Consider the following 16,273-nt stretch of genomic DNA (forward strand, 5'->3'; position numbering starts at 1 on the left):
CAATATTATCAAGAAAAATTTACCGCAAATTCGCAGATTATGTAAAACCTTAATTTGTGAATCTGCGGTTCTTTAATTTTTATACGCTAGAATAATTAAATCGCCTATTCGATACTAAAACAGTCAACCGCAAATTCGCAAATTATTTGTTGCTGTTTTTTATAGTGTTTTGTAGTGTTTTGTCAAGCATACTTATTTGGAAGTAATCATCAATATTATCAAGAAAAATTTACCGCAAATTCGCAAATTATTTTCTTACCATTAAAAATCTGAGCTTCAACACTACCTTGATTACACTTTCAGACAATAAAACACTTAACCCAAAACTAACTTAAATTTTAATTTGCGAATTTTCGGTCTCATACAATTTGATAAACAGCTTAAAAAAATTAACCGTAAATTCGCATATTATTTATTGCTTCATTTGTAGTTGTTTTTGAACATGCTTACTTCTACTTACTTACTATCATGAATAAAAAAATTTACCGCAAATTTACAAATTATGTAAAACCTTAATTTGTGAATCTGCGGTTCTTTAATTTTTATGCGCTATAATAATTAAATCGCCTGTTCGATACTAAAACAGTTAACCGCAAATTCGCAGATTATGTAAAATCTTAATTTGTGAATCTGCGGTTCTTTAATTTTTGTGCGCTATAATAATTAAATCGTCGTTTCAATAGTAAATCAAGTAATATCAAATTCGCAAATTATGTCAAACCTTAATTTGTGAATCTGCGGTTCTTTAATTTTTATGCGCTATAATAATTAAATCGTCTATTCTGTACTAAAACAAGTAACACCAAAAATCCAATTTATGTAAAACCTTAATTTGCGAATCTGCGGTTCTTTAATTTATATACTTTACGACAACCGCACCGTTCATTCGATAAGAATAACAATTTAGAATCTGATGCGAAAGTATCGCATTACGCTACGCTTTGTTATTCTAACGCGCTTTCTCACCATCTTTAAATCCTAAACAGGCCAATTAATCGACTGAAATTGGCTGTTGGTTACAAAACTGATTTTCGCTAAAATGATCTTAAAATACAGATCTAGCATTTTTTTAAAAATTATAAATCGGTATCTTTGAAAATATCCTTACACAAATGAAAAACGCTTTACTAGAAAAAGCATTTGAGCAAATAGACGCAGCAAATGCACAAGATCCCACTATTGAATTATACCAAAACGTTTCTTTCCCGAAAGAACTTCTGTACTCTGATCGTATGTACGGTCAGTTATTAAAATTTGAGGCAGATGCAACAGAGGAAATAAAAATAGCGTGCAAAGCGCAACACATTTGTCGATGGAAGATTGCTCGTGATAGTTATCCGCTGGATCGTGTGGGCTATTTAAAATGGCGCGAAGAATTAAAAAAATTCCACGCAAATACGACTGCAAATATTTTAGAAAGTGTAGGGTATGACGCTACATTTATTGACAGAGTGCGTTTTTTAATCGAAAAAAAGCAACTCAAGAAGGATTCAGGAACACAACTATTGGAAGATGTAATTTGCCTCGTTTTTCTGGAATTTTATTTAGATGACTTTGTGCAAAAACACGACCGTGAAAAAATGAAAAATATCATCTTGAAAACCTGGAATAAAATGTCTGACAAAGGTCATCAATATGCGCTTACGCTACCTTATTCTGTCCCAAATTTGGAATTAATAAAAGAAGCAATAGGCGCATAAAATCGCAACACATTCTAGCTTAATTCCATTATTTGCAAGTGAAAGAAAGTATTTTTTGCAGCATTTCTATTTTCGAATAAGACACTTAAGTAAATAATGCGGTTATAATAATTAAAAAGATACAATGAAATACAAAGCACTAATTTTTGATCTTGATGGAACCTTAGTAAATTCGCTTGAAGACATTGCCGATGCGATGAACAAGGTACTTGAAGACAATCACTACCCTACTCATGATTATAGTGCTTACAACCTTTTTATAGGTCATGGACTCCTTAGTTTAGTAGAGAAAGCATTGCCGGAAAGCAAAAAAACAACGACAGAAATTACGCGTTGCTTTAACGATTTTATGGATTTTTACACCGCTAATTGCGTGCAAAAAACTAATGTTTACCCGCAAGTTTTTGAATTACTTGATGTCTTAAAAAGCAAAAACATTCCCATTGCCATTCTGTCTAATAAAGCAGATGCATTGACTAAAAAAATTGTCGCAACACTTTTTCCTGACTATTTTAAAATTGTACAAGGGTTAACCACTGAGGCACTTAAAAAGCCCAATCCATCAGCGGCAATAGCTATTAGTGAGACCTGGAAAATTCCGAGTTCCCAAATTATATATGTTGGTGATAGTGGTGTCGACATGCAAACAGCCACAAATGCAAAAATGTATGCCGTAGGGGTTTCTTGGGGCTTTAGAACGGTAGAAGAATTGCAAGAAAATGGAGCCAGTCAAATAATCAAATCTCCAATAGAACTGCTAGAATTGGTGTAACACAGGAACCTCAACAGCTTTAATTATGAAATACAAATGCATACTTTTTGATTGCGACGGCGTACTGGTCGATAGTGAAAAAATTTCGATCAATACTTTAGTGCAAATGGCAAATGAATTAGGCATACCCCTGAAAGAGCAAGAGGCTATGTCCCAATTTTTAGGAAAATCTTTAGAATTCTGTTTTGATTATATCGATACCCTAACAGCTATAAACCTACCCGAGAGCTTCGAATCTGATTTTAGAGATCGTTCCTTTGCGGCTTTTAAAACCGATTTAAAAGCAGTTGACGGTGTACCTCAATTACTTGAACAAATAAAAATCCCTATCTGTGTGGCTTCTAACGGACCTGCAGATAAAATTAAACTGAACTTACAAACTACAAATTTATTACATCACTTTGACGGCAACATTTTTAGCGCTTACGATATTGATAGTTGGAAACCAGACCCTAAGCTGTACTTACATGCCGCAAAGACAATGGATTTTTCAGCTTCAGATTGTGTGGTAATCGAAGATAGCCCTGTAGGTGTTCAAGCTGCAATTGCTGGTGGATTTGATGTTTATGCATATGCAGCTCATGGTTCTGAGCATATTTTTGAGTCATTTTCCATACCTATTTTTACCCATATGAACGCGCTTTATGATTTATTACAATAAGGTGTTTTAATACATTTGGTTAATTAGATTGCCATTCGAAAAAACAATAGCTTTTAAGATTAGTCTATTGTATAGCCTCCACCAACATTATTTCTTTTATAAACTAATTGCACTGAAATAGCAAAACCATCTAGATTATTAAAATAACAAGACCAACTTGCTAACTTTTAAAATCTAAATGGTTTTAAAGACTATTCGCGTAAAGCGAAAGCAATATATTTTACCTCAACTGCGTCGTATCTACTCTTGAAGGCGTGTCTTGACCGCTAATAATTGATGACGAGCTAATCGCAATCGCCTTAATAATTTCGGTCATGTTGTTCATGTCTAACGTGCCTATTTCGTCACTAGCCTGATGGTAATTTGCTTCACTATCCATCTTAGAAGTCGAGATAGTATGTGCAGGCACCCCTAGTCTTGCAAGCGTTGCATTATCTGATCTGTAAAATAATTGTTGGTCAGTGTAAGGATCTGGGTGAAATTGAAATTGCGATCCTTTTAAATTTTTCTGTAAAATTTCGCCCATGTTTGATTTTTCATATCCTGTTATGTAAGCAGAATTTTTCCCCCACTTAGACTCTGTACCTATCATCTCTAAATTAAACATTGCCATCACCTGCGCAGGGTCTAATTGTTTAGAAAAATACTGTGATCCATAACCACCAATTTCTTCAGCTGTAAACGCAGTAAAAATTATCGAGCGTTCATTGTTATTCATTTTCTTGAAATACTCCGCAAGCATGATTACCGCCGTTGTTCCTGCCGCATCATCATTAGCACCATTAAAAATAGTATCCTTTGAAGCCGTAGCTGGTCCTTCGTCATGAGATCCAATTCCTAGATGATCGTAATGTCCTGAGAAAATCACGAATTCATTAGGTTTGCTTTTTCCTTTTAAAACACCCACAACATTGTTAAGTTTGTTTAATGACACCTTGTTTTGTACCTCAACGGTAAAATGTTTTGCTTCACTAGGTCCAAAAACAAAAACCACCGTATTTTTTCCTGGAGTCGTAGCCACCTGATTCATGTGACGCAAGTTTGCAATCGCTCTTTTAAAAGAATTATCTACAAGAACTAATAAGTTTTTATCACTTTGATAGTACTCATAAAACTTAGGTCCAAAAGATTCTCCAGCTCGGATATTGACTACAGCAATGGGGCTATCTTCTGTAAAGCTTGCTTCATTTTGATATGAAAAAGCAACCATCGCATCTTGCTCAATTGTTTTTCCGTCAATTTGAACATTCAAACTCTTCATTTTAGATTCGGTCATTGCAAACTCTTGGCGAAAATCTTTAGCACCATTAAAAGTTTCTAAGCCTATCTTTTTAAATTGGTTTTCGAGGTAACCCGAAGCCTTATCTATTCCCTTGCTAAAGGTAGCACGACCTTCCATATCATCAGCAGCAAGGATAGTTTCTACCTCGGTTACTTTTTTGACAGTGATAATTTTATCAATAGATTGCGCCTGAGATACCATCCCCGCACAAAGCATTAAACCACTTATAACAATTTTTTTCATAGCTGTATTTTTATTTGTAGTAATCGTTTTGTTATAAGAGTGTATTTATCGAAATCTGTTACAGTGAAATTAATAAAATAACCAACATATATTCGTCACTATTAATTCCATTTCAATAATAGTATTTGCTGCTACATCTTAATTTAGGAGCACGATAACCGTCATTTTCAAGAACTCCCCTCCTGCTGTCCGCTGTATCTCTTCACTACGTTACGAGGATGCCGCTCCCATCAGGGCTATTATTTACGAGTAATTTTCATGACAGTATTATAATTGTTAACGCCATAAAGCAAATTTATATATCTACAGCAAATAGTATACTTTAACTCGAAACGGTTTGTGAAGGATTTTATGAGGTAGATTAGTTGCTAGATATATCTTTAGATTGTTGATAAATCATACACGCAAGGCTTTACATATATAACACATTGTGACATTAGGGTGAAGTGAGGGAGTGCCACTAACGCATAATATAGTAAAGAACTTGTGGTAATAAGGACCAGCTATCTGTGCCTTATTATATAATGTATTTATTAACTTCAAATTTAAATAGTTCCGATTGCGACGACATAAATTTTTTAAATAAATCATTTGAGAATAAATTACCATTACCGTCAAACTGTATATTCTGCATTTGGTCATTATCTTTCAAGACTCTAGCAATATTAGGATTTAAACCAATCCTTGTTAAATTTATAAGTTCAATATCAGAACTGCCATAAATTGCTAAGTGGTATGTCTTTTCAGTTATCAATTTAAATTCATACAAAAAAATGATAAGCTTCTTAATTTTAAAACTGACGAAATCATCCTCAATTTTAATCTTTATTAAACTAATGTTTGCTAATTCCTTCCGTGTTTTGTTCTTTAAGTTGATATAAACCTTTTGTTGATATTCTCTGTTCATATATATAACTGAATCTCTAACAACCTCACCAAATGCACCTCCAATAAATAGAAAAGTATCGTTTTTGTCATTCGCTTTTTGAATAAAATACTCTAAAGTATGTCTTATTTTATCTTTTATTCCTAAAAGCTGAAAAACATCAATGTAATATTGATAGTAACTCCTTGCTTGGGTATTACTCAAACGCTCAAGTTCATAGTCCTTAATTTCGGATTCTAGATTTTTGACAAACACTTCATAAATAGTTTGAATAATATTTTCTCTATCACTTATAGCTGATATATTTTTAATAATTAAAGGAATTACCCTTTCATAATCTTTATAAAAATCATCTATGTTATTTTCGATAAAATTTTTTCTGATTGACTCCTCTAAATTTTTAGGAATAAAATTTAATAAATAATCAGTTGACACCTTAATCGTCTCATCTTTAATTCTTCTAATTTCCATACTTGCTTTAGACAATCTTAAATTTTCAATATCATAATTCTCTAAAAGCGGATTTTTATTTTCATCTACAAAAGAATGTTCTCTTAATAATTTTATTTTATTAATCATTTTACCATTCGAGCCAGCAAACAGATCACTATCAATAAAATGTACATCTGAAATAATTTTCTCTAAAGAATCTTTAAAAACATAGTTTAATCTATTAACCCTACCAATTAAATTATTCAAGCCCTTAGCGTTTAATCCATAAGTTGAAGTAACAAAAAGGTTATCAATAGGAAAATTCATTCCTTCCAAAATAACTGAATTAGCAATTATATATTTCAAATCTGCACATCTTTTATAATTATATTCTAAATATTCTTTTAAAATATTAGGAAGTTTTCCATGTAAATAAATAACTCCATTAAGGATATATTGAACTAAATCAATGTCTGCAGAAACCTCGGTAGAAATCACATTTGAAATTTTTAATAAATTCCTATTTTTGTCTAGTTTTACTAAACCTTTATTAATCTCATTTGCAATCTTTTCAACGTTTATTGGACGAAAATTGTATATAAAATTTTTTTCCTTTGATCTACTTACTATATATTCCTGAAGTCCATAACCTTCACCTATATGATACATATCATCCGTGAATCTATTATAGTTCGAAAGCCTACCTAAATTATCTACAAACAATACTTCGTAAGTCTTTAAGTTGTGATTAATTGTACTCGCAAATATTTGACCTTCAGAGGTATTTTTAATTTTTAAATTAGAACTATCAAATATTAATGGTGATAGATATAAAAGTCTTTGATTATTATTATGCTTATGATTGAGCATTATTAATCTAGATAATATTAGATTTCTGCTATCATTATTTAGTAAATTATGAGCCTCGTCTATAAATAACATGTCAAACGAAACTTTATTTTTATTAATTAATCTAATAGCTCGCTCTTGTGTAAAAATCCCAATAAATCTTTCTTCTTGATTAAACATTTCATCATGGAGAATTAATTTATAGTTTAAATTAAGCTTCCTAATATCATTGTAGGTCTGTATTAACAATGATTTTGTAGGAACAATGATTGCTATTCTATTAAAGTTATTCTGAATAATGACATCGCGAATTATAGAACTTTTTCCAAATGATGTTGGTGCGATGTAAGCAGTATCTTTGGACTTAATATTTTCAAAAACATCTTTTGATCTGTTAAACTGCTCAATTGTTTCAATATATGATTCTTTACTATAAATGCTTCGTATTTCTTTATTTATTAGAGCTTCATGTAAATTAACTTCTTCAAGTAAATTATTTTTAATTAAATAATCTGAAATAGGATAAAATCCAATTTGTAGTGAAATATCATATAATGGTTTAAATTGCTTATGTATAAAACTATATTTCAATATAATATAATATGCAATATTAAAAAAACCTTTCAATCTTTTGTCGTTATTATAATATCTAAAAAATATTATTGCCGAACTAAGTATATATTGAGACTCTTCATAATTCAATGAAATGTTTAAAACTAGCTTTTTAAAACATGAATTAAAGAAACTATTATTTTTTAGCGCTGATAATTGCCTCTTTTCTGCACTTGTAATCTTACTCATCTAAATAGTCAATAAAATATTTAATCGAACTTTTATTAATGCATATCACATTAATATTTTTGAATTTGTATTTTTTAGTTAGCAATTCAATTTTGAGTTTTAAATCACTATTCAATATTTTGGAATATTTACTTCCTAAATATAGAGTAGAACTCGGTATAATATTATAGGTCTCAATTTTACTGAATTTTTTCTGAACATAATCCTTCGAGAGTTTTTTCAATGTGTCTGAAATGCTAATATTATAATTAATACTTCTATGACAAGAATGATTATAGGCATTTCTCCACGGATCATTTGTCGTGTTCGTACCTTCTATTTTTTTCTTCAGATCATTATAGGCTTCTCCAATATTTCCATTGTGTGAAGCTTTAGCGGTTGTTTCCAAAGAAGATTTACTTTCATAAATATAGTAATCATTATTTTTTAAATACAGCCCATCAAAGCCTTTTTTCATACCTTTTTCTTCAAGATTTCTAAATAAAAAGTGTTGTTCATATTTATTTGCACGCAGATACAGATGACAAATGAATTCAGAAACAATACCAATTTTTTGTTCTGGTGTTTTTTTATTTATCAGATTTTTTAATTCAATTTTTGTTATTCTAATATCATCAGTGCTCTCTATCTCTTCATTGTCTCCGTTCCAAATGAAGTGGATATTACCTTCAATGTACTGTTTTAATCTATCAGAATATTCATCGATATTTAAACAATGTAAAGTTATATTTTCTGATAAATTTATTTTATATCTGCCGAACATATAGTTTTATATTTTTAAGTCTATCTACTTAACTTTTAGATAAAATATCATCTTATTAAGTTATTTTTAGAAAAATATTAGAAGTACTTAATTATTTTGAGAGTGTAAACGAAAACATCATATTATTTCACATTTCCAAACATACAAATAAATATCCGAAAAATCTGAATATTAATTTCGAACATATAATAAAAATCGTACCACGTTTTAGTGATAATGGTAAATCACAATAGCCGTGATAGCCCACAACTCCCCTAGCCCCGGGAGAAGTGAAAACCCCATGCAGCTTGAAGATTGCTTTTACTGCAGCTGGCAGAGCGACCAAAGGAAGCTCCTGCCAGCTGCTAGAAAAAGGATTTGAAAGCAAATGTGTTGTAACGAATGACGGGAATTGCTCCTGATTATTCTAAAGGTATTATCCGCCGATGCTGATCATGCTGCGGTTGTCTTGATTTAAGGTGGGATTGTTGATTTCGGCGGTGGTAGTCATGCCGGCTCTCACCTTCTTTTTACTTTTTATAGCGGCCGAAATCGCATCTTCTATGGGTTGCTTATTGCGAAAAGGCGTTAGCAAATCAGTTTCAGAATTTGAGAACAAACAGTTTTTTATTTTTCCGTTTGCAGTCAGTCGTATGCGGTTACATCCATCGCAAAACGGGTTGCTTATCGAACTAATGATTCCGAAGCTTCCTTTGTGACCCTTGATTTTGTATTCCCTAGCGGTAAAGTTAGCTTCGTCAATTAATTTATCGACGTGTTCAGGCGTGTAATGCGCTTCTACCTGGTTCAAAATTTCTTGTTGCGTTACCATCTTACTGCTGTCCCATTCATTACCCGCAAAAGGCATGAATTCTATAAACCGAATCGAAATGGGCATTTCCTTTGTCAAGGCAATAAAATCGATGATTTCGTTATCATTAAACCCTTTAATAAGCACCACATTTATCTTTACTTTGAAGTTATGCTCTAGTAATAACGCCAAGTTATCCATGACAATAGAAAACTGATTGCGCAGAGTGATGGCATTGAATTTAGTAGCCACCAAAGTGTCTAAACTTAAATTGATTTTTAAAACTTTACATTCTTTTAAAACAGCTAAATGCCTGTCAATTAGAATGCCGTTTGTAGTGATTGATATTTCTGTTTCTAGCGAAGACAATTGTTTGATTATCGCTGGAAAGTCTTTGCGTAGTAAAGGTTCACCTCCTGTTAGCCTAATTTTGTCTACACCATAATCCACAAAGGTTTTGGCGATTTCAAAAATTTCATCGGCAGTCATGATGTCGGCTTTTGGAGACAGTGGGATTCCGTCTGCAGGCATGCAGTACGTACAACGCAAATTGCATTTCTCGATTAAAGAAATGCGCAGGTAGTTGTGCTGTCGCCCAAAATCATCCGTTAATAATGTGTTATTTGGCGTCATGATTAGTGCCTTTAAATATGTGAAAAATGTGCAAAACATGTGGAAAAATAGCATCCATAGATTCTTTTGCACCGTTTGTAGAACCCGGTAATGCCAGCACTAAACTGTCTCCCAAAGTTCCCGCTACTGATCGCGATAACATGGCATACGGCATGCGGTCTTGACCATAATTACGGATAGCTTCCTCAATACCTGGAATGCGACTTTCTAGCAAAGGCTCTAGTGCTTGCGGTGTGACATCACGTGGCGAAAGCCCCGTTCCTCCTGTAAAAATAACCAGTTGGTTGTCTTCAGTATATTTTTTAGTTCGCTCTTGAATATAATCTACTTCGTCAGGAATGATTTCGTAATGCGTAGTTTCAACGCCATAAGAAGCCAATTTTTCTACGATAATTTTCCCAGAGCGATCTTCTTTTTGGCCAGCAAAAACAGAATCAGAACATACAAAAACAGCTGCTTTTATGGGTTTGTCAAAATTGTTTTTATAAGACGATTTCCCTCCCTTTTTCTCTACTAGTTTAATAGTCGAAATTTCGATTTGCTTATCAATAGGCTTTAACATATCGTACATGGTCAACGCCACAATCGACGCGCCGTGCATGGCCTCGACCTCTACTCCTGTTTTATAGACTGTTTTTACTGTGAATAAAATATCGATACTCAAATCGCGTATTTCATAAGCTACAGCAGTATATTCAATAGGTAAGGGATGGCAATCTGGAATAGACAAATGTGTGTTTTTTACTGCAAACAATCCGGCTGTTTTTGCCATCTCGAGTACATTCCCCTTTGGAACCAAATTATTGACAATTGCGTCTATTGTATCTTGATGACTGACTAAAACAGTAGCCATCGCCGTTGCAGAACGCAACGTATTTATTTTATGTGTGATATCTACCATTTTAATGCTCTAGTGTTTTAAACTGTTGAACGAAACGTACTCCAGTAGTAAAACGATTTTTTATTTATGTTGTAGTCAAAAGCGTTTAAGACCTCAACTATTTTTTAATATTCAAGCGTTACGTATTGATTTACAACGTATTCACTTTCCAAGTATAATCCTCGTTTTCAAAAATTTCTTTTCCAAAAATAGGAACCTCTTCTTTAATCCAGTTTACAATAGATTCTGTTGCTTCATAAACTTGTTTTCTTCTAGTTGCAGAAACAAAAACAAACAAGCAAACTTCACCTACTTCAACAACGCCAAGACTGTGATAGATGTGCATGCAAACCAAATCATATTTGGCGAAAGCCTTCTCTCTAATAGCGTCTAACTTTTCGTTTGCCATTTCTTCATAAGCGGTGTATTCTATGGCTTTTACCTTAGTTTCACCATGAACATCTGCGCGTACCTGTCCTAAAAATATGTTGTGTGCCCCAATGCTGTGTTTGCCTTGGTGCTTTGCGATTGATTGTGCAATAAATTCACTTGAAATTGCCCCTTGTACGAAAACTGTTTTCTTACTCATGGTTCTATTTTTAAGAAGTAAATACTACTTCGTTATTTTTAATTTTACTAATGGCACTCATACCACCTGAGACATTTAGCAACTTTTTAAAGCCGCTACTTGCTAATATTTCGATCGCTTTTTTACTTCGAATACCTGATTGACAAAAAACGACTATTGTTTTATCGCTATCTATTGCATCTAGATTTGTAGCCAACTCTGACAACGGAATTGCAATGCAATTAGTAGTGATCAATTTTGGCATTTCTTCAGGGTTTCTAACATCTAGAAGAAGGCTGTTTTCATCGTTAATATACTGCTCTAAATCTGTTGCAGTAATGGTATCAAAAGCTGATTCTATGCTATTGTATTTTTTATCGAAAGCAAAACGATCGGCAATCAAAAAGTCTTTTTTCTTGACATTGAACTTTTGCTGCTCGTTTGTAAGCATGTTGTACACTAGTAATTTTCCAGATAGCGTTTGACCAATTCCTAAAACCATTTTAAGGACTTCATTAGCCTGAAACATCCCGATGATACCAACAGATATTCCCATTACGCCTGCCTCATTGCAACTAGCAGCACTAGCATTTTCCTCTGGAAATACACAGCGATAAGAAGGTCCGTTATCGTAGTTAAAAACAGCTACTTGTCCTTCAAATTTAAAAACCGAACCGTATACAAATGGTTTATTGATAGCACAACAAGCATCGTTAATTAAATATTTAGTGCTTAAATTATCGGTCCCATCAACGATGATATCGTATTGATTGAATAACGCAATGGCATTTTTACTAGATAATCTTTCGGCTACTGTATTAATTACTACATGCGGATTTAATTCTACTGCCATTTTTGCTGCTTCAGCAACTTTTTGATTGCCAATTGCAGTTGTTTTGTAAATAACCTGTCTTTGCAAATTACTCACATCAATGACATCGTCGTCTAGCAAACCTATTTCGCCAATTCCAGCTGCCGCCAAATAAGGCAATACAGCAGCACCCAAACCACCTAGTCCTATAATTAAGACCTTGGCTTGCTTGAGTTTTTCCTGACCGCTTGCTCCTACTTCATCGAGTATGATTTGTCTATTGTAACGTTGTGATTCCATGATAATGCTCTGGACTATTAATATTTTAACTATTTATTTAATTCTTAACCACCCGCAAATGGCGGTAGTAAAGCGACTACATCGTCACTTTGTAACCTATAATTTGCCAGATCTTGTACCAGCTCTTGATTTACTGCTACACTAAATGCAATAGAATCAAAACCGTGCTTTGCAGTTACTGTTTGCAACAACTCTTCTAGAGATTGCTCAGCAAAAGAAACCGCTTCTTCTGTTGTTTTGGTCTCTGCCGCAATGGCTCCAAAATATTTTATTGTAATCATTTTTTTTCATTTAAATTTTGAAAAACGGCTCCTTCACTTAAAGTTGCCTCGCTATACAAGGCACTTAATTTAGTGGGGTTTTTCACGACGGCTCCTATAATTATAATTGCAGGAGATGTCAATTGATGTTCTTGAACCATAGCCTCAATAGAATCTACCGTTCCTATCAGCATTTTTTGTTGGCTTGTAGTACCATTTTGAATAATCGCTACCGGCAAATTATCTGTTCGATTACTCTGGTATAAACTTACAATTTCTTTTAGTTTATGCATCCCCATAAGGATGACTACCGTTGCAGAAGACTTGGAAGCCAAATCCACATCTTTAGATAATTTATGGTTTGCTGTTGTTCCTGTTATCACCCAGAAACTATCAGAAACTTTACGTTGTGTAAGTGCAATTCCATTTGCTGTAGGCACTCCTAATGCTGAAGAAATTCCTGGAACAATTGCTGTTTTTAAGCCATGCTCCTCGGCGTAAGCAGTCTCTTCACCACCACGCCCAAAGACGAAAGGATCACCTCCTTTTAAACGCACAACATGACCGTGCTTTTTTGCCATGACTACAATTAATTCGTTAATTTGGTCTTGGCTATAAGCGTGGCACCCTAATCTCTTACCCACAAAAATTACCTCAGCATGCGTAGCATGTGTCAATAATTCTTCATTTACCAGTGCATCGTACAAAATCACATCAGCATCCTGCAAAGCTTTCACCGCCTTGATTGTAATCAAATCTACATCTCCGGGTCCTGCTCCTACAATCGTTAATTTGGCAACCTTTGCTTTTTCCATTTCTAGATCTTTTTTTGTTCTAACTGTGCTAATGCTTCCCTAGTATTTATATTTTGAAACTGCACAGTTCTTTCATCTTCAATGCTTATGTATTTTGCTTCAATACAATCTAAAAAACGCATCATTTTTAAATCATTATTTACAATTGCCGTTTTTAATTTAGGCAACACTTTCTTAGAATAACAAGCTATCAAAGGATGCGTATGTTCCCCATCTTTAAAAACGGTCGCCATACTGTCTTCTTTATTGTTTTCGAATAATAATCTCAGTAATGACGCTTTTATTAATGGAATATCACAACTTAAAATCACACAGTTTTGCTGCTTGGCATAAGTTAGCGCTGTATAAATTCCGCCTAGTGGTCCTTTATCCTTTTCGATATCTTTTTTTTTCTCGAAAGGTAAATAGTCGTAATCAGTACTATTTGTAATCAAAATAATATCTGTCGAAATATCTTTTGCAGCAGCAATTACATATTCGATAAACGGAATTCCACGGTATAACACCAGTCCTTTTTCAGACTGCATTCGGCTGCTTTTGCCACCGCATAAAATTGCTACACTTACATCATTCATTGTTTATCGCTGTATCTTATTGGACTTTACAAGTCCGTTGTTTTACGGAAAAATCAATTTTACACTCGCTGATAAAATCACGACGCCTAGAACATATTTCAAAGTCTTATTTGAAAATTTTCCACTCCCATAATAAGCGCCTAACATTCCTCCAACTACAGCTACCGGAACAAAGTAGAGACTCTCAATAGGGAACGAACTACCACTTAAAAGAAAACCTCCAAAACCAGCTAGGGAATTCACAAAGATGAACAAACTAGATATTGCAGCTGCCTCTTTTATAGTTGCCCAACCTAATAATAACAATATTGGACTCAAGATAATTCCTCCTCCTATGCCTAACATTCCTGATAGGAAGCCAATCGTTGCACCTGCTGCAAGAGCTAACGGAATATTTATAGCGGTGATTTCTTTTTCTTTCGAACTAAAAACACCTAACAACCGTAAAGCTGCAAAAACCAAAACCACTCCTAAAATTGCTTTGTAAATCGCAGTGTCAAGCGTAATGTAACCTCCCAAAAATGCTGCTGGTACCGATGCTATTGCAAAAGGATAAAACAGCTTGGGTTTAAAAAAATTAGCCTTATAATAAAACCAAAATGACGTGCTCGACACAAACAAATTGAGTAATAACGCTGACGGTTTCATTACCATGATGGGCACAGCAAAAATTGCCATTAACGCTAAATAACCCGAAGCACCACCATGACCAACACTTGAATATAAAAATGCGACTACCATTAAAGCCACACAAAAAATGATTAAATCACTAGTAGAAAGTAACTCCATATGCCAACTAATTAAAAGGAATAATCGTTACCTCATCGTTTTGTGCAATCTCCCGAACATCCTGCGGAATCGTAATAAAACAATTTGCCGTAGAAAAAGTGTTCAGCATCGCTGAACTCTGACTTTCTAAAACCCGAACATCATGATCGGTATAAAATCCTTTTAAAAACAAAGTCTTCCCGGTGCCGTTGTTATAGGCAGCACTGATTTTTCTGCTCTTTCTTGGTAGATGAATTTCGGTTAAGCCCAATCGTTTTTTTAATGCTGCAAGCACATACACATAAAAGCAAGTCAATGAAGACGCCGGATTTCCTGGCAGGGCAAAAACTAATTTTTCTTCTTTTTTTCCAAAAAACAAAGGCTTTCCAGGTTTTTGATTGATTTTATAAAACAACTCTTCTACTCCGTTTTGCAGCAAAGCCTCTTTAACAAAATCGTAATCACCCACCGAAATACCGCCTGAAATTAGAATAACGTCAAACTGTGTCAGGCAACTTTCGATCATTTTGGCCGTCGCTTTTAAACTGTCTTTCACTTTAAAAACAATAGGTTTATTTATCCCAACTGACTTTAAAGCTGCTGCTAACATCACTGCATTACTCTCGTATATTTTCCCTTTAGGTAATTTTTTCCCCACCGGTACTAATTCGTTTCCAGTGACAATAATTCCTACCTTCGGTTTTGAATATACTTTTATAGTCTCGATTCCAAGTCCAGCTAAAAAACCAATTGCTGCTGCTGAAATCACTGTATCTTTTTCTAGTACTACTTCGCCCTTTTTTATTTGTTCGCCTTTGTTTCTAACATTTGTTCCCGCTGCTGGCAATTTATCAATTGTAATATGGCTATCAGTTACTGTTACATGCTCCTGCATTACGACCGTATTAGCATCATCAGGAATATAGGCACCTGTAAAAATTCTAATAGCTTCATTACCGTTCAATGCCGCATTTCTATAGTCTCCAGCCTGCGAAGTTCCTACCACCGATAATGCACTAACATCACCGTGAATAAAAGCATAGCCATCCATCGCTGACTGTCTAAAAGGAGGCATATCAATAGGTGAATAAATGGTTTTTGCAAGGACGAATCCCAATGCTTTACCCACTTTTATTTTTTTTATTGGCATCTTACTACTGCTAGCAGCTACAATGGCTAATGCATCTTCAACTTGAATCATAGAAATTGTTTTAAAGGACAGTTCTGTACTAATCACAAATATAAATAAATCAAGCCATGCACTTTCAGTATGAATTGTTAAAAACTGCATTTCTATCAAGCTACTATTTGCTATTGATAAATTATTATAAGATATATTTAATTCCATTTTAAAGCTTGATACCGAAGGAATTAATCCAATAAAAGGCCATATAAATACCAAATCAACTCCTTGCCAGATTATTACTAAAAAGAAACCCCAAACAATAACGAGCATTGTTTGGGGTTTTTGTATTTTAAAAAAG

15 protein-coding genes are annotated in these 16,273 nt (G+C 33.8%); 3 read left to right on the top strand and 12 right to left on the bottom strand.

Going from position 1 to position 16,273, the window contains the following annotated elements; translation table 11 throughout:
- The first annotated feature begins 1,112 nt into the window (after positions 1-1,112).
- From HNQ00_RS10545 to HNQ00_RS10555, 3 genes are all read left to right on the top strand, one after another.
- Positions 1,113-1,700, top strand: a complete 588-nt coding sequence (locus HNQ00_RS10545) for a DUF4202 domain-containing protein (protein ID WP_173838465.1) — start codon at positions 1,113-1,115, stop codon at positions 1,698-1,700.
- Positions 1,701-1,824: 124 nt separating this feature from the next.
- A complete protein-coding gene (locus HNQ00_RS10550) occupies positions 1,825-2,472 on the top strand; it encodes an HAD family hydrolase (RefSeq protein ID WP_173838467.1) in 648 nt (215 codons plus the stop codon).
- A gap of 25 nt (positions 2,473-2,497) precedes the next feature.
- Positions 2,498-3,133, top strand: coding sequence for an HAD family hydrolase (locus HNQ00_RS10555; protein WP_173838469.1), 636 nt, complete (start codon positions 2,498-2,500; stop codon positions 3,131-3,133).
- Between the two features lie 220 nt (positions 3,134-3,353).
- On the opposite strand, the gene HNQ00_RS10560 is transcribed toward HNQ00_RS10555, so the two are convergent.
- The 12 genes from HNQ00_RS10560 to HNQ00_RS10615 all read right to left on the bottom strand — a co-directional run bounded on the left by HNQ00_RS10560 (position 3,354) and on the right by HNQ00_RS10615 (position 16,245).
- On the bottom strand, positions 3,354-4,658 hold the full coding sequence (locus HNQ00_RS10560) for a M28 family peptidase (protein WP_173838471.1): 1,305 nt from the start codon (positions 4,656-4,658) through the stop codon (positions 3,354-3,356).
- Positions 4,659-5,175: 517 nt separating this feature from the next.
- Positions 5,176-7,626 carry a DEAD/DEAH box helicase gene (locus HNQ00_RS10565; protein WP_173838472.1) on the bottom strand — a complete coding sequence of 817 codons (2,451 nt, stop codon included), beginning with the start codon at positions 7,624-7,626 and terminating at the stop codon, positions 5,176-5,178.
- Positions 7,619-8,389 carry a hypothetical protein gene (locus HNQ00_RS10570; protein WP_173838473.1) on the bottom strand — a complete coding sequence of 257 codons (771 nt, stop codon included), beginning with the start codon at positions 8,387-8,389 and terminating at the stop codon, positions 7,619-7,621. Before HNQ00_RS10570 ends, HNQ00_RS10565 begins: the two co-directional genes overlap by 8 nt.
- A 415-nt stretch (positions 8,390-8,804) precedes the next feature.
- Positions 8,805-9,812 carry a GTP 3',8-cyclase MoaA gene (moaA, locus tag HNQ00_RS10575; protein ID WP_173838474.1) on the bottom strand — a complete coding sequence of 336 codons (1,008 nt, stop codon included), beginning with the start codon at positions 9,810-9,812 and terminating at the stop codon, positions 8,805-8,807.
- Complete coding sequence (gene moaCB / locus HNQ00_RS10580) at positions 9,799-10,713, bottom strand: bifunctional molybdenum cofactor biosynthesis protein MoaC/MoaB (protein ID WP_173838475.1); 915 nt, start codon at positions 10,711-10,713, stop codon at positions 9,799-9,801. The genes moaA and moaCB overlap by 14 nt, the downstream gene beginning before the upstream one ends.
- A 130-nt stretch (positions 10,714-10,843) precedes the next feature.
- Complete coding sequence (locus HNQ00_RS10585) at positions 10,844-11,281, bottom strand: molybdenum cofactor biosynthesis protein MoaE (protein WP_173838476.1); 438 nt, start codon at positions 11,279-11,281, stop codon at positions 10,844-10,846.
- A 10-nt stretch (positions 11,282-11,291) separates the two neighbouring features.
- Positions 11,292-12,371, bottom strand: coding sequence for a HesA/MoeB/ThiF family protein (gene moeB, locus HNQ00_RS10590; protein WP_173838477.1), 1,080 nt, complete (start codon positions 12,369-12,371; stop codon positions 11,292-11,294).
- A gap of 44 nt (positions 12,372-12,415) precedes the next feature.
- The gene (locus HNQ00_RS10595; RefSeq protein WP_173838478.1) at positions 12,416-12,652 is read right to left on the bottom strand and encodes a MoaD/ThiS family protein; all 237 of its coding nucleotides are present in this window, start codon (positions 12,650-12,652) and stop codon (positions 12,416-12,418) included.
- Positions 12,649-13,446, bottom strand: a complete 798-nt coding sequence (cobA, locus tag HNQ00_RS10600) for a uroporphyrinogen-III C-methyltransferase (RefSeq protein WP_173838479.1) — start codon at positions 13,444-13,446, stop codon at positions 12,649-12,651. The genes HNQ00_RS10595 and cobA overlap by 4 nt, the downstream gene beginning before the upstream one ends.
- A 2-nt stretch (positions 13,447-13,448) precedes the next feature.
- Positions 13,449-14,021 carry a molybdenum cofactor guanylyltransferase gene (gene mobA / locus HNQ00_RS10605; protein WP_173838480.1) on the bottom strand — a complete coding sequence of 191 codons (573 nt, stop codon included), beginning with the start codon at positions 14,019-14,021 and terminating at the stop codon, positions 13,449-13,451.
- A 42-nt stretch (positions 14,022-14,063) separates the two neighbouring features.
- Complete coding sequence (locus HNQ00_RS10610; protein WP_173838481.1) at positions 14,064-14,810, bottom strand: sulfite exporter TauE/SafE family protein; 747 nt, start codon at positions 14,808-14,810, stop codon at positions 14,064-14,066.
- A gap of 7 nt (positions 14,811-14,817) precedes the next feature.
- Positions 14,818-16,245: a molybdopterin molybdotransferase MoeA gene (locus tag HNQ00_RS10615; RefSeq protein ID WP_254598490.1), complete on the bottom strand. Its 1,428-nt coding sequence runs from the start codon at positions 16,243-16,245 to the stop codon at positions 14,818-14,820.
- Between the last annotated feature and the right edge of the window lie 28 nt (positions 16,246-16,273).

The sequence above is a fragment of the Flavobacterium aeripolare genome, from assembly GCF_013294025.1.
GTDB lineage: Bacteria > Bacteroidota > Bacteroidia > Flavobacteriales > Flavobacteriaceae > Flavobacterium.

Bases quoted from the DNA above. Each gene is read 5' to 3' on its own strand.
- HNQ00_RS10545 (WP_173838465.1), top strand. From the start codon at position 1,113: ATGAAAAACGCTTTACTAGAAAAAGCATTTGAGCAAATAGACGCAGCA.
- HNQ00_RS10550 (WP_173838467.1), top strand. From the start codon at position 1,825: ATGAAATACAAAGCACTAATTTTTGATCTTGATGGAACCTTAGTAAAT.
- HNQ00_RS10555 (WP_173838469.1), top strand. From the start codon at position 2,498: ATGAAATACAAATGCATACTTTTTGATTGCGACGGCGTACTGGTCGAT.
- HNQ00_RS10560 (WP_173838471.1), bottom strand. From the start codon at position 4,658: ATGAAAAAAATTGTTATAAGTGGTTTAATGCTTTGTGCGGGGATGGTA.
- HNQ00_RS10565 (WP_173838472.1), bottom strand. From the start codon at position 7,626: ATGAGTAAGATTACAAGTGCAGAAAAGAGGCAATTATCAGCGCTAAAA.
- HNQ00_RS10570 (WP_173838473.1), bottom strand. From the start codon at position 8,389: ATGTTCGGCAGATATAAAATAAATTTATCAGAAAATATAACTTTACAT.
- moaA (WP_173838474.1), bottom strand. From the start codon at position 9,812: ATGACGCCAAATAACACATTATTAACGGATGATTTTGGGCGACAGCAC.
- moaCB (WP_173838475.1), bottom strand. From the start codon at position 10,713: ATGGTAGATATCACACATAAAATAAATACGTTGCGTTCTGCAACGGCG.
- HNQ00_RS10585 (WP_173838476.1), bottom strand. From the start codon at position 11,281: ATGAGTAAGAAAACAGTTTTCGTACAAGGGGCAATTTCAAGTGAATTT.
- moeB (WP_173838477.1), bottom strand. From the start codon at position 12,371: ATGGAATCACAACGTTACAATAGACAAATCATACTCGATGAAGTAGGA.
- HNQ00_RS10595 (WP_173838478.1), bottom strand. From the start codon at position 12,652: ATGATTACAATAAAATATTTTGGAGCCATTGCGGCAGAGACCAAAACA.
- cobA (WP_173838479.1), bottom strand. From the start codon at position 13,446: ATGGAAAAAGCAAAGGTTGCCAAATTAACGATTGTAGGAGCAGGACCC.
- mobA (WP_173838480.1), bottom strand. From the start codon at position 14,021: ATGAATGATGTAAGTGTAGCAATTTTATGCGGTGGCAAAAGCAGCCGA.
- HNQ00_RS10610 (WP_173838481.1), bottom strand. From the start codon at position 14,810: ATGGAGTTACTTTCTACTAGTGATTTAATCATTTTTTGTGTGGCTTTA.
- HNQ00_RS10615 (WP_254598490.1), bottom strand. From the start codon at position 16,245: ATGCTCGTTATTGTTTGGGGTTTCTTTTTAGTAATAATCTGGCAAGGA.